Source organism: Methylobacter sp. Wu8 (genome assembly GCF_036440755.1).
Taxonomy (GTDB): domain Bacteria; phylum Pseudomonadota; class Gammaproteobacteria; order Methylococcales; family Methylomonadaceae; genus Methylobacter_A; species Methylobacter_A tundripaludum_A.
In genome coordinates, this window is record NZ_JAZGVT010000071.1 from 1 (window position 1) to 23056 (window position 23056).

At 50.2% G+C, this 23056-nt stretch carries 26 protein-coding genes and 1 tRNA gene; 10 read left to right on the forward strand and 17 right to left on the reverse strand.

The window, feature by feature from the left end; all coding sequences use genetic code 11:
• Positions 1-167: 167 nt before the first annotated feature.
• The 17 genes from V3O24_RS14165 to speA form a co-directional block, all read right to left on the reverse strand.
• Positions 168-1568 (reverse strand): cobyric acid synthase, encoded by a 1401-nt coding sequence (locus V3O24_RS14165; protein ID WP_331307722.1) that lies wholly within the window; start codon positions 1566-1568, stop codon positions 168-170.
• Between the two features lie 95 nt (positions 1569-1663).
• Positions 1664-2710 (reverse strand): aminotransferase class I/II-fold pyridoxal phosphate-dependent enzyme, encoded by a 1047-nt coding sequence (locus V3O24_RS14170; RefSeq protein WP_331307723.1) that lies wholly within the window; start codon positions 2708-2710, stop codon positions 1664-1666.
• Positions 2711-2771: 61 nt separating this feature from the next.
• Positions 2772-3335 (reverse strand): alpha-ribazole phosphatase, encoded by a 564-nt coding sequence (gene cobC / locus V3O24_RS14175; protein WP_331307724.1) that lies wholly within the window; start codon positions 3333-3335, stop codon positions 2772-2774.
• Positions 3320-4114 (reverse strand): adenosylcobinamide-GDP ribazoletransferase, encoded by a 795-nt coding sequence (gene cobS / locus V3O24_RS14180; protein ID WP_331307725.1) that lies wholly within the window; start codon positions 4112-4114, stop codon positions 3320-3322. The genes cobC and cobS overlap by 16 nt, the downstream gene beginning before the upstream one ends.
• Before the next feature lie 5 nt (positions 4115-4119).
• Positions 4120-4410, reverse strand: coding sequence for a type II toxin-antitoxin system RelE/ParE family toxin (locus tag V3O24_RS14185; protein WP_104422149.1), 291 nt, complete (start codon positions 4408-4410; stop codon positions 4120-4122).
• The gene (locus tag V3O24_RS14190) at positions 4407-4619 is read right to left on the reverse strand and encodes an addiction module protein (RefSeq protein WP_104422150.1); all 213 of its coding nucleotides are present in this window, start codon (positions 4617-4619) and stop codon (positions 4407-4409) included. Before V3O24_RS14190 ends, V3O24_RS14185 begins: the two co-directional genes overlap by 4 nt.
• A gap of 48 nt (positions 4620-4667) precedes the next feature.
• Positions 4668-5702, reverse strand: coding sequence for a nicotinate-nucleotide--dimethylbenzimidazole phosphoribosyltransferase (cobT, locus tag V3O24_RS14195; protein ID WP_331307726.1), 1035 nt, complete (start codon positions 5700-5702; stop codon positions 4668-4670).
• The gene (gene bluB / locus V3O24_RS14200) at positions 5693-6346 is read right to left on the reverse strand and encodes a 5,6-dimethylbenzimidazole synthase (RefSeq protein ID WP_331307727.1); all 654 of its coding nucleotides are present in this window, start codon (positions 6344-6346) and stop codon (positions 5693-5695) included. The genes cobT and bluB overlap by 10 nt, the downstream gene beginning before the upstream one ends.
• A 68-nt stretch (positions 6347-6414) precedes the next feature.
• On the reverse strand, positions 6415-7428 hold the full coding sequence (locus tag V3O24_RS14205; protein ID WP_331307728.1) for an FAD-dependent oxidoreductase: 1014 nt from the start codon (positions 7426-7428) through the stop codon (positions 6415-6417).
• A gap of 22 nt (positions 7429-7450) precedes the next feature.
• Entirely contained in the window at positions 7451-7621 is a 171-nt protein-coding gene (locus V3O24_RS14210) for a rubredoxin (RefSeq protein ID WP_104422153.1), read from the reverse strand.
• A 57-nt stretch (positions 7622-7678) separates the two neighbouring features.
• On the reverse strand, positions 7679-8557 hold the full coding sequence (locus tag V3O24_RS14215; RefSeq protein WP_331307816.1) for an NAD(P)-dependent oxidoreductase: 879 nt from the start codon (positions 8555-8557) through the stop codon (positions 7679-7681).
• A gap of 46 nt (positions 8558-8603) precedes the next feature.
• Positions 8604-8867 carry a DUF2024 family protein gene (locus tag V3O24_RS14220; protein WP_331307730.1) on the reverse strand — a complete coding sequence of 88 codons (264 nt, stop codon included), beginning with the start codon at positions 8865-8867 and terminating at the stop codon, positions 8604-8606.
• 76 nt (positions 8868-8943) lie between these two features.
• The gene (locus V3O24_RS14225) at positions 8944-9183 is read right to left on the reverse strand and encodes a hypothetical protein (RefSeq protein ID WP_331307731.1); all 240 of its coding nucleotides are present in this window, start codon (positions 9181-9183) and stop codon (positions 8944-8946) included.
• A gap of 10 nt (positions 9184-9193) precedes the next feature.
• Entirely contained in the window at positions 9194-9469 is a 276-nt protein-coding gene (locus V3O24_RS14230) for a DUF1640 domain-containing protein (RefSeq protein WP_104422156.1), read from the reverse strand.
• A gap of 365 nt (positions 9470-9834) precedes the next feature.
• Positions 9835-11589: a reverse transcriptase domain-containing protein gene (locus V3O24_RS14235; protein WP_331307732.1), complete on the reverse strand. Its 1755-nt coding sequence runs from the start codon at positions 11587-11589 to the stop codon at positions 9835-9837.
• A 338-nt stretch (positions 11590-11927) separates the two neighbouring features.
• On the reverse strand, positions 11928-12353 hold the full coding sequence (locus V3O24_RS14240; protein ID WP_331307733.1) for a UPF0158 family protein: 426 nt from the start codon (positions 12351-12353) through the stop codon (positions 11928-11930).
• Positions 12354-12511: 158 nt separating this feature from the next.
• Complete coding sequence (speA, locus tag V3O24_RS14245) at positions 12512-14350, reverse strand: biosynthetic arginine decarboxylase (RefSeq protein ID WP_331307734.1); 1839 nt, start codon at positions 14348-14350, stop codon at positions 12512-12514.
• Positions 14351-14437: 87 nt separating this feature from the next.
• Here speA and speE point away from each other — a divergent pair, with 87 nt between their 5' ends.
• From speE to V3O24_RS14295, 10 genes are all read left to right on the forward strand, one after another.
• On the forward strand, positions 14438-15289 hold the full coding sequence (gene speE, locus V3O24_RS14250; protein WP_331307735.1) for a polyamine aminopropyltransferase: 852 nt from the start codon (positions 14438-14440) through the stop codon (positions 15287-15289).
• A 265-nt stretch (positions 15290-15554) separates the two neighbouring features.
• On the forward strand, positions 15555-15815 hold the full coding sequence (locus V3O24_RS14255) for an accessory factor UbiK family protein (RefSeq protein ID WP_331307736.1): 261 nt from the start codon (positions 15555-15557) through the stop codon (positions 15813-15815).
• Positions 15816-15834: 19 nt separating this feature from the next.
• A complete protein-coding gene (locus tag V3O24_RS14260; protein WP_331307737.1) occupies positions 15835-17343 on the forward strand; it encodes a YifB family Mg chelatase-like AAA ATPase in 1509 nt (502 codons plus the stop codon).
• Between the two features lie 6 nt (positions 17344-17349).
• The gene (locus V3O24_RS14265; protein WP_331307738.1) at positions 17350-17658 is read left to right on the forward strand and encodes a DUF4258 domain-containing protein; all 309 of its coding nucleotides are present in this window, start codon (positions 17350-17352) and stop codon (positions 17656-17658) included.
• A 1-nt stretch (position 17659) separates the two neighbouring features.
• Positions 17660-17917: a YgiT-type zinc finger protein gene (locus V3O24_RS14270; protein ID WP_104422164.1), complete on the forward strand. Its 258-nt coding sequence runs from the start codon at positions 17660-17662 to the stop codon at positions 17915-17917.
• A gap of 192 nt (positions 17918-18109) precedes the next feature.
• The gene (rep, locus tag V3O24_RS14275) at positions 18110-20113 is read left to right on the forward strand and encodes a DNA helicase Rep (protein WP_331307739.1); all 2004 of its coding nucleotides are present in this window, start codon (positions 18110-18112) and stop codon (positions 20111-20113) included.
• Between the two features lie 32 nt (positions 20114-20145).
• Positions 20146-20222 (forward strand) — tRNA-Arg (locus tag V3O24_RS14280).
• A gap of 264 nt (positions 20223-20486) precedes the next feature.
• Complete coding sequence (locus V3O24_RS14285) at positions 20487-20960, forward strand: hypothetical protein (protein WP_104422166.1); 474 nt, start codon at positions 20487-20489, stop codon at positions 20958-20960.
• 13 nt (positions 20961-20973) lie between these two features.
• Positions 20974-21126 carry a DUF5989 family protein gene (locus V3O24_RS14290; RefSeq protein WP_181049808.1) on the forward strand — a complete coding sequence of 51 codons (153 nt, stop codon included), beginning with the start codon at positions 20974-20976 and terminating at the stop codon, positions 21124-21126.
• Positions 21123-22976 carry a carbamoyltransferase gene (locus V3O24_RS14295; RefSeq protein WP_331307740.1) on the forward strand — a complete coding sequence of 618 codons (1854 nt, stop codon included), beginning with the start codon at positions 21123-21125 and terminating at the stop codon, positions 22974-22976. The genes V3O24_RS14290 and V3O24_RS14295 overlap by 4 nt, the downstream gene beginning before the upstream one ends.
• Positions 22977-23056 lie beyond the last annotated feature (80 nt).

The window sequence follows — 23056 nt, forward strand, 5'->3', positions numbered from 1 at the left end:
TTTTATTTTTCATTTTTTAACCATGAAGGACATGAAGCGGCATGAAAGGTTTAAGTCTTCATGTCCTTCATGCTCTTCATGGTAATTGCCTAAATTAATTTAGGCACGATCCTAAGCCATGTTAAAAATCCGTGCAAATCCGCCTAATCAGTGTCATCCGTGTCCCATTATAAAACCTGTAACGCCTGTAAAATGGCGGCTATATCCAGATTTTCCGCGACCATGTCGGCAAAGCCCTGTATTTCGGCTTCGCGGTAATGCGCATAGGCATAGCCCTGGTACTGCGGGTTAATGACTTTAAAGTAACCGGTGCGGAACGCATCGTCGTCAAATACGCCATGCACATGGGTGCCGGAGGACAAGCCGCCCTGATAATACAGCGGATACTTGTCCATGCGCCCGCAATGGATTTCATAGCCGCTGATCCCGGCGTATGAAAACAGCGGGTACTGCCCACGGGTGAGTATTTTGGGGCTTTGGTACAGCACAGTATCGTCGATAAAACTCAGGCCGGTTTCGACAGTTGCGGTTTCATGCTCAATCGCATCAGGGTCGTGCAAACTTTGACAGAGCATTTGATAGCCGCCGCAGATGCCGAACACCGGCTTATTGAAGCGCAAAATCTCCTCGAACAGGCTCTGACTTTTCAGCCACTGCAAATCGCGGATCACGGTCTTGCTGCCCGGCAACAGCACCATATCGAAGCTTTCCAGCGGGCGGTGGGCGTGGATCAGCTCGACATAAAGCTCGGGGTCGCCCATCAGCACATCGAGATCGTTGTAATTGCTGAGTCCCGGATAGGCGATCACCGCAACGCGGATTTTGGCGTCGTCCAGGCGCTGACGGTAATTACGCAGCGACTGGGAGTCTTCCATGTCGATGTTCAGCGGCTTAAACGGCAGCACGCCTAAAACCGGAACGCCGAAGCGCTCGGCGATGATCTTTTCGCCCTCGTCGAAAAAACGCCGGTCGCCGCGAAACTTGTTGATCACCACCCCGATCAGGTTGCTGCGCATGACCGGGTCCATCAGCTCCAAGGTGCCGTAAATCGACGCAAATACGCCGCCGCGCTCGATGTCCGCGACCAGGATGTTTTTGCTGTTGAAACTGTTGGCGACAAAGGTATTGGACAAATCCTTGTTCAGCAAATTCAGCTCGACCGGTGAGCCCGCGCCTTCCGCAACGATCAGGTCATAGTCCTGCTGAAGCTCGGAAAATGCCTGTTTGACCTGAGCTTTCAATCTGTCGATTTCGGCATAATAGGCCGCAATCGACTGGTTTTGATAAACCAGCCCGTTCACGATCACCTGCACCGATCCGTTGCCGTGCGATTTAAGCAGCACCGGGTTGAACAGATAACTCGGCTCGACGCGCGCGGCTTCCGCTTGCAGGCACTGCGCCCTGGAAATCTCCCGTCCTTCCTTGGTGACCGCTGAATTATTGGAGACGTTTTGCGCCTTGAACGGTGCGACTTTCAAACCTTGATCGGCAAAAATCCGGCACAAGGCCATGACCAGCGTGGTTTTGCCTGCATCTGAACTGGTGCCGAAGACGGCTAATGGTTTCATCGTTGTTGACTTAAAATGTTTTTATGCACCACGAAGGGCATGAAGAACACGAAGTTTATTTCTTCGTGTTCTTCATGCCCTTCGTGGTGAGTTTTTTATTTATTAATGTTTTTAAAACTATGGGCAAGCCGGGCTATGGCGAGTTCATCCTTGACAGCAAAACGCACATGGCTTTCATCCAAGCCCTCAAAATTGTCGCAGACGCGGATTAAAATCCGCGACGGCTCCAGTTGCTGCTGCAACCGATAACCGCTGCCGCCGTCTGCCAGGCGCGCCAGCAGGAAATTGGCCCGGCCCGGATAAATCTTATCGAACAAAGCGGAGTTTTGCAGGGCGTGATGCAGCAAGTCTCGCAAATGCGCGGTCTGCCGACGGGTCCGTTCGATGAACGCGGTATTTGCCAGCGCCTGCTGCATATAGGCCATGTCCAGGCTGGATAACTTCCATGCCGGTTCAAAGCGCCGCAGTTCCTTTATCGCCGCCGTCGCCGCCAGAATAAAGCCGATGCGGATGCCGGCGCAACCGTAGAATTTGCTCAGCGATTTGATTACATAAAGTTTATCGTAATGCGCAATGTGTTCTGCAACCGAATCGGCTTGGCTAAAGTCCAGGAACGACTCATCGATGATGATCGTGCAGTCTGCCGCCCACCATTTTTCCAACAAGTCCCGCAACTCATAAAGCCGGCCGTCCGGCGTGGACGGGTTGACAAAAATCACCGTGCTGCGCTCGGGAATGTCCACCATCAAGCTACTGAACCGGTCGATATTATGCACCTTGCACCCCAGCTCCCCGGCAATATGCGCATATTCGCCGTATAAAGGCGTATATAACACCAGATCTTTCGGCTGCAGGCCGCGCAACAAGGCGAAGATAGCCGCACTCGCACCGTTAAACAGTTCAATATCGGCACCCGCAGGAACCGGGTAGCGCTGATTGATCGCCTGTTTTAGCTGGCTGTAATCGGGGTCGGCATACGGCGTAAGCTGAACGCCTTGCAAGCAACTTAAATCGACCGCCTGCTCCGGGTTGATGTTGGCCGAAAAATCCAGCACCTGTTCCGGCAGGCAGCCGAGTCGCCGGGCGAATCGGTAAATATTGCCGCCGTGGTTCATCGATAACTTAAGTATCTGCCAAAGCAAGCTTTGGACTCCAGGCATCGGAGTACAAAGCTTGCTTTGTAATAGCTACGAGCGTGGTCCATTACAAATTGATGTATTCGATGTAAAGATAATCGTCGGCACGGCGCATTTTATGCACGGAACCCGAATCAATACGCAGTTGAAAAGAATTGGCTAAGGGCAGATTCAAGGCGCGCGCCAACAAAGCGCGGATAACGCCCGCATGGGTGATCACCAAAACCTGCTTTGCTTCGGTGGCTAACAAATCCTGCCAAAAGCTGTCCGCGCGCTGATACAAATCTTCGAAGTTTTCACCGTTTGGCGGCGCTGCGCTGACAAAATTATCCATCCAATGCTGCAAAGCATCGGCTTCGATCTCGTCAAAACGCTTGCCTTCCCACTCGCCGAAATCAAGTTCCTGCAAGCGCGCATCGGTGGTCACCGTGTCGGAAAAGGTCTCGGCCAATTGCAGGCAACGCGTTAACGGGCTGCTGAAAACCTTGCAGTCATCGTCGAACTCCGGCAGTTTGTCATGCAGATTCGCCAGTTCATCCTCAAAGCCGGCCGCCAGGGCCACATCGCTTTGACCGTAACACAGCCCCGGATCGGCAGCCGTCTGGGTGTGGCGAATTAAATAAATATCCATAAGGCACTCACGCTTAAGTAAAAAACAGTTTCGGCGACTTGCTGGCTCGCGCCCAGGCAATCGCCGGTATAGCCGCCGATACGGCGGTAAAAATAATGTCCAAGCAACACGCTGACAAGCAATACCGGAATGATTGCCAGCGCGCATAAAACCGGCAACAACGCCAATGGCAATAACGCGGTCACGGCGGCAAAAGCCAACTCCCGGAAATTGGGTCGATAAACCGCGCCCGAGGCTTTGCTCTGATGTTCGCGCGCGTATTGGTAACGCCGCATCAGCAACAGCGGCGGCAACCGGCTGATGCTGTGCCCGGCCAGCAACACAGAAGGTACAGCGGCGGGCATTTCGATTAACACACTGATCTTCAGCAACAGCATCAACAGCAGCCCGAGAACGCCATAAACCCCGATATGGGAATCTTTCATGATCTCCAGAATGCGCTGTTTATCCATGCCGCCGCCGAAGCCGTCGCAGACATCGGCAAAGCCGTCTTCATGCAACGCGCCGGTCAGCAAAGTGCCGGCGATTAGCGCCAGGATTACCGCCGTGGCTTGCGGCCAAACTGAATCCGCCAGGTAAAATACCAACGCGCAGATGCCGCCAACCAGCCAGCCGACCAAAGGCAAGTAGACCGCTGCCTGAGGCAGCTGCTTGTAATCCAGAATTTGAGGATGCGGCAGGCGGTCGCATCGGTTCCCTACCGCTTGCGACACTTCCGCCATCCCTGGCAGTCGGGTGTAGAAGCTGAGGGCTAATAGGAACAGTTTTAGATGGCGCATGGTTGTTATGCTCTATCTATCCAATAATCAGGTTTTCGATGTAAATGCGCCACAGCGATAACAATAATTTTATCGGCATCTATGCCATATAAAATTCCATAAGGGAATCGTTTAACCAAGCAACGCCTTACATTTTTTTCAATCAAAATATAAGATTCTGGATAGGTAGCAATTCTCCTAATTGCCGCATCAAATTCATTTAAAAACTGTACGCCTAAATCTTTCTGTTGAGCTTCATACCATTCAAACGCTTGATCCAGTTCAGTCTGTGCGGACTCAAGGAATTCTATTTTCATTTGTATTTTTGCATAACCGCTTCGTAGCTTACTGTTTTCTGCTCACCCGCTTTATAGGCCTTCCATCTTTTTTGTGCTTCTTCACGCCAGATAGCATCGATTTCCGGATTGGGTGTATCCAAATCGGCAAGTAATAATTCTGCTAAACGTAATTTTTCTAATGGGGGTAAATGGCTAACCTGTTGGTAAAGCTCTTGGCTGCTAAGCATGGTTGTATCTCCGAGAGTTTAAAAAGATGAATACGGCTTTAACCGATTTTAATGATCAACCCCAGCCTCGGCAAACGTAGCCATCTCGTTCAAAAATACGACAGCCGATTTCACCAGCGGGTAGGCCAATGCAATGCCGGAACCTTCGCCCAAGCGCAGTTCAAGATCCAACAAGGCTTTTGCCTTGAACTGATGCAATAAAGTCTGATGGCCCTGCTCATTGGAAACGTGACTGAACACGCAATAATCCAGCACGTGAGGATGCAGCCTGCTGGCGACTAACAGCGCTGTGCCCGCAATAAAGCCATCAACCAAAATAAGCATGCCCAGTTCGGCGGCTTTGAGATAAGCGCCCACCATCATCGCAACTTCAAAACCGCCGAACGTCGCCAGCACGTCTAAAGGCTCCGTTGCGCCTCTATGCTGGTTTAACGCCCGCTGCAATATCGTTACTTTATGTTGTAATTGCCTGTCGTTTAAACCGGTGCCGCGGCCTACGCAGCGCACTAGCGACAGGCCGGTTAAACGGTGCATCAGCAGTGCCGCGGATGAGGTGTTGCCGATGCCCATTTCGCCAAAGCCGATGCAGTTACAGCCGCCTTGATGTTGCCGCAGAACCTGATCCGCGCCCGCCTGCAGGGCTTTGCCGCATTCTTCGGCGGTCATTGCAGGATCGGTTAAAAAGTTTTGGGTGCCTTTGCCGATTTTTACATCGATCAGTTTGGGGTGGCTGTTCAAATCGGCATTGACGCCCGCATCGACAATCAATAGTTCTATATCGTGTTGTCGCGCCAAAACGCTGATCGCAGCCCCACCGGCCAAAAAATTGGCGATCATTTGCGCGGTAACGGCTTGCGGGTAAGCGCTGACTCCGGCTTCAACAATGCCGTGGTCTCCGGCAAAAATGAGGATGCACGGTTTATTTAAACTCGGTTTCAGGCTGTTTTGACAGCGTCCGATCTGTAACGCCAAAGATTCGAGTTGCCCCAGGGAACCCAGCGGCTTGGTTTTCTGGTCGATTTTGCTTTGCAAGGCAGCGCTAAGCGTTGATTTGAGCGGGGGTATCACAAAATTTAACGGCACGGTGTATTCCAAACGTTTTCAAATAATAAATCTTTAAGGTCTTTACGATCCGCCCATTGCTCTTGTTCCAGCATCGGTCTGTCGTAGAATTTCTCGACATGGCCCAAACATAAAACCGCGAACGGCTGGCTGTCTTCGGGCATGTGTAATAAGGTTTTCAAGGCTTCCGGTTCGAACATCGACACCCAGCCCAAGCCTATACCCTCGGCCCTGGCTGCGAGCCACATGTTTTGTATCGCGCAGGACAATGACGCCAGATCCATTTCCGGCAGGGTGCGGCGGCCGAATATATAATGCTCCCGCTGATCACACAAGGCCGCAACCAGCACTTCCGGGCATTCCAGTATACCCTCCACTTTCAGCTTCATAAACTCGTCTTCGCGTTCCTCCAAAGCCTTGGCGGTCAGGATGCGTTCCTGCTCAACCAATGCGTGTATGGCTTTCCGAAGCTCAGGACAACTGATGCGCATAAACCGCCAAGGCTGCATAAAACCGACGCTGGGCGCGTGATGCGCGGCATCAAGCAGGCGGAGTAACAACTCGGGATCGATTGGGTCGGGCAAAAAATGGCGCATATCGCGGCGCTCATAAATGGCGCGATAGACGGCGGCGCATTCCGCGTCAGAGTATCGGTTTTGGGTCATGTTATAGATAAAAGGCGAAAGGCTAAGGGCTAAAGCGTTTTTCGCCCTTAGCCTTTCGCCTGGTTGCATCAAACATTATACGGATGGACCGCCTCAAAACCATGCACTTTGGCTTTGGTGGTAAAAACCGGCGGAGTCCAGCCGTCCTGTTTTTGTCCGGCCAGAAATTCCGCCAACCACAAAGCCTGACTGCGTATCGGCAAAATGAAGGCGTAGAGTTTTCCGTTCGGCAACTCGGCCACATCGCCCAGCGCGTAAATGGATTCGTCGCTGGTCTGCAAATAGGGGGTGACCTTGATGCCGCGGCCTGTCTCGAGGCCTGCAAGCTCAGCCAATTCGGTGCGCGGTTTGAATCCGCAGGCGACGATCAACCCGTCGAACTCTGCCGTCACCTCGGTTCTTACGCAAACTTTATCCTCCTCTCTGATAAATTCCTGCACAGCCTGATTCAACAACACCTTCACGCCGGAATCCTGCAACACCTTAAGCAATAAAGCCGAATCCTCGACTGCCAGCTGCCGCTCCATTAGCCGATCCACCGCATGAAACAGGGTGACCTTATCGCCCGCCGCCGCCAAATCGGACGCCACTTCGCAGCCGATCAAACCGCCGCCGACAATCGCCCAGTCAGGCCGTTGGTTTTGGCTTAAAAACTCCTGCCGGAATTTACGCAAGGCCTTCAAATCGACCAAGCTGTTCAGGCTGAAAAACAGCTTTTCATACGGCCTGAATGGCGGCGGAATAAACGCGGACGAACCCGGCGCAAGAATCAGTTTATCGTATTGCAGCTCTTTTTCCTGGCAGGAACCGTTAATCGCAATGGATTTATCAACGCGATCAATGGCCGTTACTTCTACGCCGCACAGCACATTGATGTTATTTTCGCGCAGCTTATCAAAGGGTTTCAGGATGATGGATTGCTCAATATCGGCCTTGCTAAAGCCGCGGGACAGCAGCGGCCTGGAATAATAGCCGTCATGCTCCCTGGTTACCAGCGTAATGTCATCGTCGGCCGATAATGCGCGGTACTTCTCGGCAAAACTGACACCGGCCACGCCCGAGCCGATTATAACAATATGCATACTGTGCTCCGGTAAGGGTCGATTAGCCTAGCAAATCATATTCGCTTTTATCCACACCGCATTCTGGGCAGCGCCAATCGTCGGGAATATCTTTCCATAAAGTGCCCGGCGCAATGCCTGAATCAGGATCGCCTTCCGCTTCATCGTAAATATGGCCGCAAACGCCGCACTGGTATTTTTTGTAATCAGACATAATTATTCCTCGGTAATGTTTAAGGTGCGCCTGACTTTAACAGGTCTAGGCTAATTTTCAATCCGATTTTAATCGGTAAAGCGCTGAAATATCCTCATCGCCGTACCCTTCCGCCATTAACCGCTGATAATCGGCAATCGTCATCTCGATCAGCGTAGTCGATGCGCCGGATTGCTTTGCCATGCTTTGACAGATTTTCAGATCTTTATGATGTAGCGCCAGTTTAAAACCCGGAGCAAAAACGCCTCGGGTCATCGTAGGACCGCGATGCTGAAGAAACCAGTTGCCTGCCGCGCCGCCGGAAATCACCTCGATTACCTTATCCATCGGCAGATTTTGGGCCTGTGCGAAAGCCAGTGCTTCCGTCACCGCCTGATTGATACCTGCCGCCATGATTTGGTTGACCGCCTTGGTGGCTTGGCCTGAACCTGCCGGTCCCATGTGCATAATGCGCCCGGTCATGGCTTCCAGCACCGGACGGGCTTGTTCCAGTACGGCCGAATTTCCGCCGACCATCATCGCCAATGTGCCGTTTTTAGCGCCCTCAACGCCGCCGGATACCGGCGCATCGAGAAAAGCCGCCTGTTTTTCGGCCAGCATAGCGGCAGCTTTGTTCGCGGTATCGCTGCTGACCGTGGACATGTCGACAACGACAGTGCCGGGCTTGATGGTAAGCGCTATCGCCTCAACCATGTCCAACACATCCTGATCGGCGGATACGCAAATCAGCACTATATCGACGTTGGCCGCAAGCTCTTCCGGCTGATCGAAGACCTTAACATTCAATTCTTCGGCCAGATTTTGCGCCTTTGCCGCCGTGCGATTGTAAACGCCGGTTAAGTATCCGGCCTTGGCGATATTGCTCGCCATGCCGATGCCCATTGCACCTAGGCCGATCATGCCTGCTTTCATGTTATGTTTCCGAGATTGTTTAATATTATGAGTTTATCCGCGCGGATGCGGTACGCTGATCCGGTCCGTGTTATTTGGGACATCCTTCCATTTTATAAATTGCGTAACCGTTCTTGTCGATGTCGGCTCTGATGGCTGCCGGGGCTTCGAGGCTGTGATAAAAGTAACAGTTCTCCGGGGTCACGACGGCATCTTCCAGATTGATGCTGTCCAGCCATTGCTTGGCGAAGCCAAGCGCTTGTTGCTGATCGTCTTCATCCAACACCACATTGAAATGCAATGTTCTGCCTTGTGCGGTTTTTGCGTAAGTGTCGAATACATGCGAGATGGTCATCGGCTTTCTCCCTTGTTGATAAACCGGATAGGGTATGCTCACGACACTTTTTACAAAGTGTGTGTTGAGATAGATACTACAGACTTTTTGCTTTCGGTAACGGGTCAAAGAAACTGGCCGGCATTTGGAAAATTTCTTTAGCCAAACCAATAGGGCGCTGTTTTGGTAATAAGTCGGCCTCGTGTTTCAACCCTAAACGGAAATAATGTATCAGATCATATACTTCGGCTAATTTATCGCCGGGGATTTGTTTGATTTCATCGATAATTTGTTCTTGTAGCATGATAGCCTCGCTTTTTTGCGCCTCGCGTACCATTTTTCAAGTATCACAAAAGCTTAACCAGCGTAGCAATAACAGCCGCTTGAGCTATTAATGACCCTGCCATCCATTTAATAAGATCGACTTTAAGATCGGAAGTTACCTTGTCTATTTTTGCTTCCAGGCGCAATTCCATTTCCCGCAGATCACGGGTGCTGGCCAAGTCAGTTTCTCCTTGCGCGGTTTTAAAAGCATCGGAAACAGCTTCCGCTTGCTTCGCCTCAAAACCGGCAGCAATGAGCTTGCTGATGAATTGGTGAGTGTCGAATGTAATTACAGTCATAAAAGTTTCCTGAAATGATGATGTTTAGGATACGGTCATTAATAACTTCCCGATATGGATCGGATAAAATTTTTCCGTTCGCCCTGAGCTTGTCGAAGGGTGGACGGAAAAATTTTGGCCTACCCCGCGTCAAGCCGATCATGCTTCGACAAGCTCAGCACGAACGGCTTGACGATAGAAGACAGTGATTTCGGGAAGTTATTTTTAACCAAATCCTTAGTAAGGATAAATCTACATTTAATGAGTGGTGTACGCAAGCTGAATAAAACGGTATGCAATATGTACTCTACAGGCTTGGAGTCGAAAAATTCCGTCTAATTTTTATAAGCCGAGCATCAACGGATGAAGGCAAGAGTAAAGATTTTTTAATTACCGTCTGTTGATTTCGGCTTTAATTGACCGGCATAACTGCGTGGTTTACCTGAGTACTCGAGTTTGGGGGCGGGGTTGTTTTCGCCATTCTCCCTTGAATCTAATAGTTTGGGATGCGCCGCTAAACTAGCTTTAGCAATTGCTAGCTGTTTGCCTAACCCTCGGTCTAAACACCTCAGTTGGCTTTGGGCAATTGGCTGTAATTCAGGCAAATGTTCTGATGCCAGTTCATTAAAACCTTTGCACCAACCGAATTCTGATTCTGTCAGCCCGCATGATAAATCCAATGCAGGACGCTTTCCTATAGCACCGGCTCTCAAACGTCCTTCCAGCGAGGCCAATAATTCGCGTCTGGAGTAATTTAAAGGTTTGTCATGCTCTAAAGCGGTTTCAATGCTTTTTAAAAACTTCTCCCGTAGTTTACGTTGCTTTTCTAGCTCTTTTTGTATTGAAGATGGTCGTATTCTTACCATGCCATCATAGCGAAGCTGGTAGCCAACAAAAGCCAACCAAGGCATTGCCGATGGGACATTAGCTTTATTGCCCCAAAGGTAAGTTTTCTTTGTCTTTGTATTCCAAAAGTCACGCTTTTTTGAACCTGAGTAGGCAGCAATCGATTTTGAAGAATGGTGTACCAGCTTTAACTTTTTGAGCTCAAAAATATAGGCTTCCAAAGCTCGATCAGTAATACCTTCATCTAAGGTCGCTATTACCATATCATCGCAATATCGGACATAAAGCCCATCGCTACTCTGAGTTTCAAGTATCTTCATAACAGCTAAATCGGCTTTATGAAGGATTAGGTTTGCAAAAAAGACGCTCAAAGCACCGCCTTGAGGAACGCCATATTTCCTTTCTGGAGCGTGAAATTCTTGAAGCGTCTCATCCCTGTCTTTCACTTTGGTTGATGCGCTATCTTCTAGTATAGAAAGCGCCTTCGGGCGACCATAATTGTTGTATGTGTATGATTCCAAATAGGCAAAAATAACTTGTTTAGCCCGATCATCAATGCCGATACCATGCTTTTCTTTGAGCTCCAAAACAGCCGCATCATAGCAAGACAATATGACTTCATGATCAATGGTGTCATAAAAACCTTGAATGTCGCATTCAGCAATGTATGCTTGAATTTGATTGCCCTTCTGGTTTTCTTTCCAAAATTTTGCCAATTGTTCAAAGGCATTGTGATGTGTAACAGGTTTCTGACCATCTGGAGGTGAGCGGAATGCAAATGAGCATTCTAAAAAGTAGGCATCATCAAATTTCCGCCGGAGATAATTTGCACATTGACCAATGACAGTCGAATCCACGAGATTATCGCTGTAACTTGCGATAAGTCTATATTTTAACTTTGATTTATCCTTAGGAATTGGTGTGATTTTTGGTGATTCAAACGATATACGATCTTTCGCTAGAGCCTTAACCCGTATTGATTCTATTAACTCATTTTGAGCTGCGATCCAAGAGCGATCTTCAGGAGCGGATGCTTCTCTGAGTTGCTTGACCGTGAATTTCAAGTTGGTTGTGTTTTGACGATGAGAATTGCTGGCCTGTTTGCACACCCTCTTCCATCGGGAGCGGGGAGGCATCAAGCTTAAAATGGGTGAAGGCTTTTCTGTCCGTTGATTACCCGGTAAGAATTTTCCTAAGAACCTCTTTTTGTGGGCATCGCGGCAAAAAACCATTCTTTGCTTGCAAAGCGCACTGATGATTTTTTCGTCAGTGAAAAAATGTTCATAATTAGGCATGTTGGCAGTTCAAAGGAAGTGAGAGGTGTCTAAATTTACCTTGGGTAGCGTATCATCAGTCCATACACATACGCTAAGCATGATAATGGAGGCATTATATGACGGGGCCATATATCCATAATTACCTATAGCACTTTTCCTTGATCCGTCGAAAGCCAACGTGTGATAATCACGCGTTGGCGCAAGGCAGACACCTCTCAAAGAAGCATTATCCATTAGTCATACCTGATGTCAATTTTCGAAAACTAGAGGCTGGTCTTGATCCTTTTTAAGGTGTCAAGCGTTTCGCAATTGTTAGTTTTTTCCTTAGCCCCAATGTCATCATAAAATATGCCTCATCAAACCCACTCCGCCTTAATCCCATTCTCTTCGCACCATTCCTCTGCCAGACGCTTCAACTCCTGCTGCTCGAATGCATACCAGGCATCGCTTAAACTCGTATGGTCATGCAAAGTGTCCTTGAACTGGCGGAACGGTTTGCGGCGGTTAAGCGCTTCTTGGAGCCTGACCGCTTCCTTGGTATCGCCGAGGCTGTCAACAAAGTCTTCCATGATTTGGAACGATTCATAGGAGGCTAAGGGATCGATCAGGCGATAACGCGGATTGTCTTTCAGGTCGTCCGGCAGGTCCCCCTCGTCGACGCCTTCGGTGCTGAGCAGGATGTCGCCGGTTTCGGTGTCCAGGAAAAAGCCGCCTTCTACTATGTCGAAACGTGTGGTCAGGGCTTCGGTAATATCGTCGAGTTTGATTTTTAGGGAAATCATGGGAGCACCACTTTTTCTATTAATTCAGTCGCAAGCCGGTCGGGCTTTATCTCGTTTTATCACATCCTTGTGCTCTGGATCCCGGCACTCCCTGCCGGACCGGAATGGCGGGCGGTGTAGATGGTTATACATCCAAGCCTATCACGCCTGCTTTCTTGTTATTTAGCCAAATAAGTATAAGACGTCAACCCCGCAATCAGCTCCTGCTCATAGTCCTGCCGCTGCTGCTCGCTAAGATCGCTGTTAGCCAGTTTTTCCCGGTAGGCGGTTTTCAAGTCTTCGCTGTTGATATGCACATAATCCAGCAGGTCGTCGACATGCTCACCTTCATGCAGGTCATAAAAATGGTAACCCTGGTCGTCGAGTTCGATGTTGATCGAATGGGTGTCGCCGAATAAATTATGCATGTCGCCCAATATTTCCTGGTACGCGCCGAGCATGAAAAAGCCGATCAGGTACGGCTCGTTGCTGTCGATTTGATGCACCGGCAAGGTTTTTTCTATGTTCTGCCCGTCGATATATTGGTCGATGCGTCCGTCGGAATCGCAGGTTAAATCCTGGATAACGGCGCGGCGCGTGGGCTGTTCGTCCAGCCGGTGGATCGGCATGATCGGGAAGATCTGGTCGATACCCCAGATGTCCGGCATGGACTGGAACAGCGAGAAATTGCAAAACACCTTGTCGGCCAGTTTCTCGTTCAGTTCCTGCAATATCGAGGCCTCGCTTTGATTGTTCGGATTAAGCTTGGCCTGAAGCTGGCGGCACAGCAGCGCATAGTTGTTCTCCGCCTCGGCCAGTCCGGTAATGCTCAGTTTGTCCTGGGTAAATCGGGCTCGGGCTTCGGACAAGTCAAACTGCGCATCGTGATAATGCTCGACCAGGTTATCCGGTTCCGGCAGAGCGTGCAGTTCGGCGTGGTTGGCGTAAACCGATTCAATATCGGTCACGTTGGTGATCAACACCGCATGATGCGCGGTCAGCGCGCGGCCCGATTCGGTGATGATGTCGGGCTGCGGCACCTGTTTTTCCGCGCAAATGTCGGCAAAGCTGCGCACGATATTCTGCGCGTATTCATCCAGGCTGTAGTTGATTGACGATTCTCGCCGCGAATGGCTGCCGTCATAATCCACGCCTAGCCCGCCGCCCGCATCGACGATTTTCACGTTAGCGCCCAGGCGATGCAGCTCTACATAAAACTGGCCGGCTTCTTTCAGTGCTATTTTGATGTCGTGAATGTTGGCGATTTGCGAACCCATGTGAAAGTGCATCAGTTTCAAGGTGTCCAGTAGACCGGTTTGCTTAAGGCGCTCAACCAGCAGCAGCAATTCATGGGCATGAAGGCCGAATTTGGATTTTTCGCCGCCGCTGTTTTGCCATTTCCCGGCGCTGATGCTGGACAGCCTGACCCTGACACCCAGTTGCGGCTTGATGTTAAGGCGCGCTGCCTCCTCGATAATCAGTTCCAGTTCCAGCGGCTTTTCAATGACCAGGTACAGATTCAGCCCCATTTTCAGGCCGATCAGCGCCAGACGGATATAAGCGCGGTCTTTGTAGCCGTTGCAAACCACCACGCCTTTATTGGACAGCGCCATAATCGCCAGCAATTCCGGCTTGCTGCCCGCTTCGAGGCCGATGTTGTCGGCCGCCAAAATGCCTTCAACGACCTTGCGCTGCTGGTTGACCTTGATCGGGTAAACCGGCGTGTAGCTGCCCTGGTAATCATTGTTGGCGCAGGCTTTTTGAAATGCGCGGGACAACTGGGTCACGCGGTCTTTTAAAATATCGGTAAAGCGCACCAGCACCGGCAAGGATAGCTTCTTGTCGTTCAGCGATTGGGCGATTTCGTACAAATCCAGTTCCACGTCTTTATCGGAGCTGGGCTTTACCGAGACATGCCCGTCGGCGTTGATCGAAAAATAGTTTTGTCCCCAGCTGTCTATCGCGTAAGTTTGCGCAGATTCGCGGGTCGTCCAGGTTTTGCTTTGACTTAAATTCAACTTTATTAACTCCGTTGTGCCGTGAGATGCCGAATTCTAATATAATGATCAAATCTTTATGCGTTTATTTTTCCAGGAATCCACACTATGAACCGATCTGAATGGTTTACCGAACAACACTCTGGGGCCGGCTCGGCCTTTTCGTTAAAAATTAAACAAAAGCTGCACGAGGAGCAATCCGAGTTTCAGCACCTTGAAATCTACGAAACCGAAACCTTCGGCAACTTAATGGTGATTGACGGTTGCACGATGGTATCGACCCGCGACAACTTTTTTTACCATGAAATGATGAGCCATCCGGCGTTATTCACTCACCCCGACCCAAAACGGGTATGGATTATCGGCGGCGGCGACTGCGGCACGTTGAGGGAAGTGTTGAAGCACCCGTCGGTTGAACAAGCGGTGCAGATCGATATTGACGAGCGGGTCACGCGCTTGGCGGAAATCTATTTTCCCGAATTATGCGAATCCAATAACGATCCCAGAGCCGACTTGAAGTTTATCGACGGCATAAAATGGGTCAAAGACGCCGAGCCGAATTCGGTGGACATCATTATCGTCGACAGCACCGACCCGGTCGGCCCGGCTTTAGGCTTGTTCAGCAAAGAGTTTTACCATGACTGCTTTAACTGCCTGTCGGAAAACGGCATGGTCGTACAGCAAAGCGAGTCGGCGCTGTATCACTTAAAACTGATCGGCGAGATGCGCGATGCGATGAGCGCAACCGGCTTTAAGCATTTGCAGACCTTGTTCTTCCCGCAATGTTTGTATCCTTCCGGCTGGTGGAGTGCAACGATTGCGAGCAAAGGCGACTTGGGCAAATTCAGGGAACTGGATAGCGCGAACAAGCAGTTCGACACGACTTACTACAATGCCGATATACACAAAGCAGCTTTGGCGCAGCCTGAGTTTGTTAAAAAAGCGTTTAATTTAAAGTAGATTTTTTTTACCACGAAGACACGAAGAACACGAAGTTTTTTACTAAAGCCGGACGGGGCATGTTGCCCCGTCCGAAACGTTTTGCATTGGTTGCGAGTAGCCATTTGGCCCATTCATCGCAAAAACGTTAGGGAAGGTAGAGCAATGCAGGAACAATTGCCGAGAACACGAAGTTTTTTATTTTGCTTTTCTCCGTGTCCTTCGTGCCTTCGTGGTGATGCTTTTTAGGTTACTCGGTTACCCCCTTTACTATGAGATTGCCATAATGTTTGATCCTAAATCCATTGATGATATTGCCAGCCGTTTGGCGGGCGCCATACCTCCGGGCTTGAACAGCCTCAAAGACGATCTTGAAAAAAGCTTCCATTCCATTTTGCAGGGCGCGTTAGGCAAGCTGGATCTGGTCACACGCGAAGAGTTTGAAGTGCAAAAGCTGGTGTTGGCAAAAACCCGCTCGAAGCTCGAAGACCTGGAAAAACGCGTCGCCGAGATGGAACAGCAACTGTTAAGCAAGGAAGAAAAGTAGGCCGCCGGAACCAGCAGCCATGTCCTTAGCGGTTATCTACAGTCGCGGTCGCTCCGGCATCGAAGCGCCGTTGGTGACCGTTGAAGTTCATGTCGCCAACGGCCTGCCCGCACTGAATATCGTCGGCCTGCCGGAAACGGCGGTTAAGGAAAGCAAAGACCGGGTCCGGGGCGCGATATTAAACTCCAGGTTCGAGTTTCCGATGCAGCGGATCACGGTCAACCTGGCTCCCGCCGACTTACCCAAGGAAGGCGGGCGTTTTGATTTGGCTATCGCGTTGGGCATCCTGGCCGCATCAGGGCAGATTCCGACGGCTCACTTGCATCACTACGAATGTGTCGGCGAGCTGTCGTTGGGCGGTGAACTGCGGGCTATCAACGGCGTGTTGCCGATTGCGATACAAGCCCGAAACAATCGGCGGAAACTGATACTGCCCAAGGAAAATACCGCCGAAGCGGCGCTGGTCAAGGATATTGAAATTATCCCGGCCATGCATTTGCTGGAAGTGTGCGCCCATCTGACTGGGCAGCATTTGATACAAGTAGAGTTTCAGCAGCAAGAGCAGGGTGTAAAGGCTACCGATATAGATTTTGCCGATGTGCATGGCCAATACCACGTCAAACGGGCCTTCGAGATTGCCGCGGCCGGCGCGCATAACCTGATTATGCTGGGCCCGCCCGGCACCGGCAAATCGATGATCGCCTCGCGCTTGCCGACTATCCTGCCGCAATTAACCGAGCAACAGGCGCAGGAAAGCGCAGCGATTGCATCGATCAGCGACCAAGGCCTGGATGTCGCCAACTGGCTTAAGCCGCCGTATCGTGCGCCCCATCATACAGCTTCGGCGGCGGCCTTGGTTGGAGGCGGCAGTAATCCGAGGCCCGGCGAAATTTCATTGGCGCATAACGGCACGTTATTTTTAGACGAGTTGCCGGAATTCGACCGCAAGGTTCTGGAAGTGCTAAGGGAGCCGCTGGAGACCGGCCACATCACCATTTCCCGCGCCGCAAGGCAAGTCGATTTCCCGGCGCGTTTCCAACTGATTGCGGCGATGAACCCCTGCCCTTGCGGTTTTCTGGGTGACGCCTCGGGGCGCTGCCATTGCACGTCCGAGCAAGTCATGCGCTACCGGGCCAGAGTATCCGGCCCGTTGCTGGACCGTATCGACATGCATCTGGAAGTGCCCAGAGTCTCGCATGAAGTGCTGCGCAAAGGTTCGCCGGAAGGAGAAGAGAGCAGCGAGAAAATCAGGGCGCGCGTGGTTGCGGCCCGCAATTTGGCTGTTGCGCGTAGCGGCAAAGCCAATTCGGCTTTGGCGGCTAAGGAAGTTAAACAGTTGTGTGTGCTGTCCGAACCCAGCCACCGGATTTTAGAGCAGGCCATGGACAAATTCGGCCTGTCGCATCGTGCTTATCATCGGATTTTAAAATTGGCGCGCACCATTGCCGACCTTGCCCAATCGGACAATATAGAAACCGCGCATTTAAGCGAGGCAATTAGTTATCGTAAGCTGGATCGTAAAGTTTAATGCGCTATGATAGCAATAGAATGGGTAAAACAGGCTGTACAAGATAAAACTTATCGCTATTCAAAACATGGCGATCAAGAACGGCAGAACGATAACCTAACCTTGACCGAAGTGACGCAAGCTCTGAGCAATGGACGTATTCTCGAACAGTATGCCGATACGGGGCGTGGTGTAAGCTGTTTAGTCGCCGGGTTTACCGATAACGGTATTCCCATCCATATCGTGTGTGGTTGCATGGGCGAGACATTGGTTATTATTACCGTCTATATCCCTACGCCCCCTAAATTCACAAATCCTTTTGAACGAGGTAATTAATATGTCCGAACAATGCGTATTTTGCGGCCATAAACACCTTAGTAGCAAAACCACACGCTATATCTACCAAAAAGACGAGCAGATGCTTGTTGTTGAGCATGTGCCTTGTCTTGAATGTACGTTTTGCGGTGAGCAATATTTCGATGCTTTGGTTTTAGAAAAAATCGAAAACGATTACCAGGCAATCACTGACCAACAAAGGCAACCCCAGCGGGTTATGCAGGTTGCGGTCGAGGATTTCGCGGCGTTGTCTTTATGAACAATGCTTATTAGCGTAAGCTCTGCTGGTTCCCAATCTCCAGATTGGGAACTCAGAACACGAAGCTCTCGGCAACCGCTCCTGCGTTGCTCTACCTCCTGCATCCATGCAGTCGCAGCTTCGCGAGACAGGAAGCTGGAGCTTCCAAAACCGAACTCCCAAGCTTGAGCTTGGGAACTAGCTAAACTATCAATGTCCAAACTAAACCCACAACAACAAGCCGCTGTTAAAGCGATTGATCATCCCTTATTGGTGCTGGCCGGAGCGGGCAGCGGCAAGACGCGGGTGATTACCGAAAAAATCGCCTATCTGGTCAAGCAAGGCCTGCCTGCGCGGCATATTGCGGCGGTGACCTTCACCAACAAAGCCGCGCGGGAAATGAAAAGCCGGGTGTCCAAATTGCTGGACGACAAGCAACAGCGCGGCCTGCGGGTGTCTACCTTCCATTCATTGGGCCTGGATATATTGCGGGCGGAATCCAAGACGCTGGGCTATAAATCAGGCCTAACCCTGTTTGACGAGCAGGACAAGCACACGCTGCTGCGTAACTTAATCAGCCACGGCGCGAAAGATTGCGACATCGATAACGCCGATCAGTATGCCCGGCAAATCGGCCAATGGAAGAATGCCTTCGTCACGCCGGAGCAATCGGTGACCATTGCAAAAGCCAACGAATACCCGGCGGCCAATCTGTACATCGACTACACCCGCAGCCTGAAAGCCTACAACGCGGTCGATTTCGACGACCTGATTCTGTTGCCGGTGCTGCTGTTTCAGCAGCACCAAGCCATTCTGGAAAAGTGGCAAAACAAAATCCGCTATTTGCTGGTCGATGAATACCAGGACACCAATATCACCCAATATCAACTGGTGCGCCTGATCGCCGGCAACCTGGGCCGGTTTACCGTGGTCGGCGACGACGACCAGTCCATTTATGCCTGGCGAGGCGCACAGCCGGAAAACCTGGCGCAATTGCAAAAAGACTACGCCCGTCTGCAAGTCATCAAACTGGAGCAGAATTACCGCTCCACCGGGCGCATCCTTAAAGTCGCCAACCAACTGATCGCCAACAATCCTCATGCTTTTGAAAAGCGGCTGTGGAGCGAGCTGGGTTACGGCGATCCGCTACGGGTTTTAAGCCATAAAGACGAGCAGATCGAAGCCCAGCAGATTGTGTCCGAGATCATTCATCATAAATTCAAGACCGGCAGCAATTACCAGGATTATGCGATTTTATATCGCGGCAACCATCAGTCCCGCTTGTTCGAGAAAGGCTTAAGGGAAAACAACATCCCGTATTTCATCAGCGGCAGCACCTCGTTTTTCGCCTATTCGGAAATTAAGGACATCCTCGGTTACCTGCGCCTGTTCGTTAACCAGGATGACGATGCGGCGTTTTTGCGCGTAATCAACACACCGAAACGGGAAATCGGCCCGAGCACCTTGGAAAAGCTCGGCGCCTATGCCAATGAGCGCCATATCAGCCTGTTCGCGGCCAGCACCGAATTCGGCCTGAGCCAAAGGCTGTCCGAAAAAGCCATGCACCGGCTGACCAAATTCCGCGACTGGGTCATCGATACCGCAGACCGCATCGAGCGCGGCGATACCTTTGCGGTCATCGAACAATTCATCGACCAAATCGGCTATTCGCAGCATTTGCAGGAAGAAAGCAAAACCAAGGAATCCGCCGACCGCAAACTGAAAAATGTCTACGAGCTGATCGAATGGCTAAAACGCATCGCCGACAAGGAAACCGACGGTCAAAAACCGCTGGCGGAAATCGTCGCCAAAATCATGCTGATGGACATCATGGAGCGCAACCAGGAAGACGAGGCCAGCGACCAGGTCAGCCTGATGACCTTGCATGCCGCCAAGGGACTGGAGTTTCCGCATGTGTTTTTGATCGGCATCGAGGAAAACATCCTGCCCCATCAAAACAGCATCGAAACCGACAACATAGAAGAAGAACGCCGCCTGGCCTACGTCGGCATCACCCGCGCCCAGCGCACCTGCACGTTCAGCTACTGCACCCATCGCAAACGTTACGGCGAAGTCGCCGAATGCGAACCCAGCCGGTTTTTAAGCGAACTGCCCGAAGACGACCTGGAATGGGTCAACAAAAAACAGCTGGCCCCGGAAGTCATCAAAGAGCGCGGCAAGGCGAGTCTGGCGCATTTGAAAACAATGTTGTCGTAATTACAGCGCCGATCGGTTAGAATACGCATTACGCGCCCGTAGCTCAGCTGGATAGAGTACAGCCCTCCGAAGGCTGTGGTCGGACGTTCGAATCGTCTCGGGCGCGCCATTTTATAAGACTTCCTTTTTGAAATTCCATTTCGTGACTTAGCTGCACCCTGGTCATTTAAATCTTAGATTCAATATAATCAATCCGATGCCGAAATGGCCTGACTAAAATTAACTTCCTAAAACAGTCCCTTAAAATTTATAATCTATAGAGGCGACAGAGCGCGCCAATTTCCCACCGAAATGACGATGTTTTTCTTAAATTTGGTATATTAAATTTGGTATATATTAAGGGATTTTTGAATAACCGACATTCGCCAATCTTATGAAAAAAGTCACGATTAAAAGCTCCCCACCAGGACTAACTAAGCAACGCTCAGACTGCTTACGTGGGAAGCAGGAAAAAAAACCAAGCGAACGCGGATTTGGAATCACTTTTTCTGCCGCATTTTCCGCCATAGGTTTTGTAAGACTCTATCAAGTCCGCGACTTTCATGATTATTGGTGGATGGCATGGCTCTCCACCGCTGCTGTCTTTCTTCTTCTTGCTTATTTCTGGGTAGCGCCGTTACGTCCGCTTAACAATCTTTGGTATCGTATCGGCTTGCTTTTATCCCATGTAGTCAATCCCCTTATTATGGGGATCGTTTTCTTATCGACTATTTTCCCGATTGGACTATTAATGCGCCTTTTCAAAAAAGACTTGCTTAAGCTGAGACTGGATCGTGAAGCGCAAACATATTGGCAAAAACGGACGCCTTCGGCAGCTAAACAACAAGACATGAAAAATCAATTTTAAAGAGAAATTAATTATGTTGAACATCTTACGAGAGCTTTGGGTTTTCCTGTCTATGCGAAAGAAATATTGGCTTTTGCCGATCGTATTCGTGCTGGCATTGGTCGGCGGACTGGTTGTTTTTAGTCAGGGTTCCGCAATCGCGCCCTTTATCTACGCCATATTTTGAAATCCGCAGAAGGGCCCGTGCATATATTAGGGATTTCGGCGTTTTATCACGATAGCGCGGCGTGTTTGATTGCAGATGGGCAGATAATCGCCGCAGCCCAAGAAGAGCGCTTTACGCGCGAAAAGCATGATGCCCGTTTTCCCCAGAGCGCGATTGAGTATTGCCTGAATGCAGGCGGCAAGAAACTGGATCAAATTGACTATGTTGTATTTTACGACAAGCCTTTCTTGAAATTCGAACGGCTTCTTGAAACATATATTGCTTTTGCACCGCGTGGTTTTCAATCGTTTTTAACGGCAATGCCGGTTTGGCTGAAGGAAAAGTTGTTTCAAAAAATATTACTGCGCGATGAATTGACAAAGCTGGGCGCGGGGCCAAATATCGAAAGCCGCTTGCTATTCGCTGAACATCACCAAAGTCACGCCGCCTCCGCTTTTTTTGCTTCACCATTCGAGGAAGCCGTTGTACTAACAATGGATGGCGTCGGCGAATGGACAACGACTTCAGTAGCGATCGGATGCGAGAACCGTCTGGAAACGGCGAAAGAAATACATTTTCCACATTCGATAGGCCTTTTATATTCGGCATTTACCTATTATCTTGGTTTTAAAGTCAATTCGGGCGAATACAAGGTGATGGGATTGGCTCCTTACGGAGAAGCAAAATATACCGACGTTATCCTGGACAAGCTCATTGATCTAAAGGCTGATGGGACTTTTCGGCTTGATATGCAATATTTTAATTATTGCACCGGCCTCAAGATGACCAACAAGAAATTCTACAAGCTTTTTGGCGATCTGCCTCGAAAGCCCGGGCAACCTTTGACGCAAAAGCACATGGATATTGCCGCGTCTATTCAATGGGTTACGGAAGAAATAGTGCTTCGGTTGACGCGTGCTCTTTCCAGCGAAACCGGCAGCAAAAATCTTTGCCTTGCCGGCGGCGTTGCACTTAATTGCGTGGCTAACGGGAGAATCTTGCGCGACGGCAAATTTGAGAAAATTTGGATTCAACCGGCCGCAGGAGACGCCGGCGGTGCTGTTGGCGCGGCTTTGGCGGCTTATTACACACATCTCGACAAACCGCGCCGGACAAATGGAAAAGATGCAATGTCCGGCGCTTACCTTGGGCCGAGTTACAACAATAGCGAGATTGAACAACAACTCTCCAGTGCTGGCGCATGCTTCGAAAAGTTAAATGACTCCGATTTGATTACCGCCACCGTAGACGCTTTGGCGGCGGGAAAAGCGGTGGGCTGGTTTCAGGGGCGCATGGAATTTGGCCCTCGCGCTCTCGGAGCGCGCTCTATACTCGGAGATCCCCGTAATCCCGCCATGCAGAAAACCTTAAATCTTAAAGTCAAGTATCGCGAGAGTTTTCGTCCTTTTGCACCGGCAGTATTACGAGAGGATATGGCTGACTGGTTTGAACTTGATTGCGACAGCCCATATATGCTTTTCGTTGCAAATGTAGCCCAAAATAAGCGAAGGAAAATGACGAAAGAGGAGCTGGCGCTGTTTGGGATCGATAAACTTAATGTGCCGCGCTCCGAAATACCCGCAGTGACTCATGTCGACTATTCCGCAAGGGTACAATCCGTGGATCGTGAAACCAACCCGAGGTTTCATGAACTCCTATCCGCATTCAAAGCCCGCACCGGCTGCCCTGTTCTCGTTAACACCAGCTTCAACATTCGCGGCGAACCTATTGTTTGCAGCCCCGAGGATGCTTTTCGTTGTTTTATGGGATCGGAGATCGAATTGCTGGTTATTGAGAACTATATCCTTTACAAGGAAAAACAGGATACCCGTCTGAAAATAAATTACAGCACTACCCTTGAGCCGGACTAATTGCACCGTATCCATAGCGGTTAATTAAAAGAGAACCGGCAAATTGTTGTAATAGCAACATGACTTGGCATTAATAAATC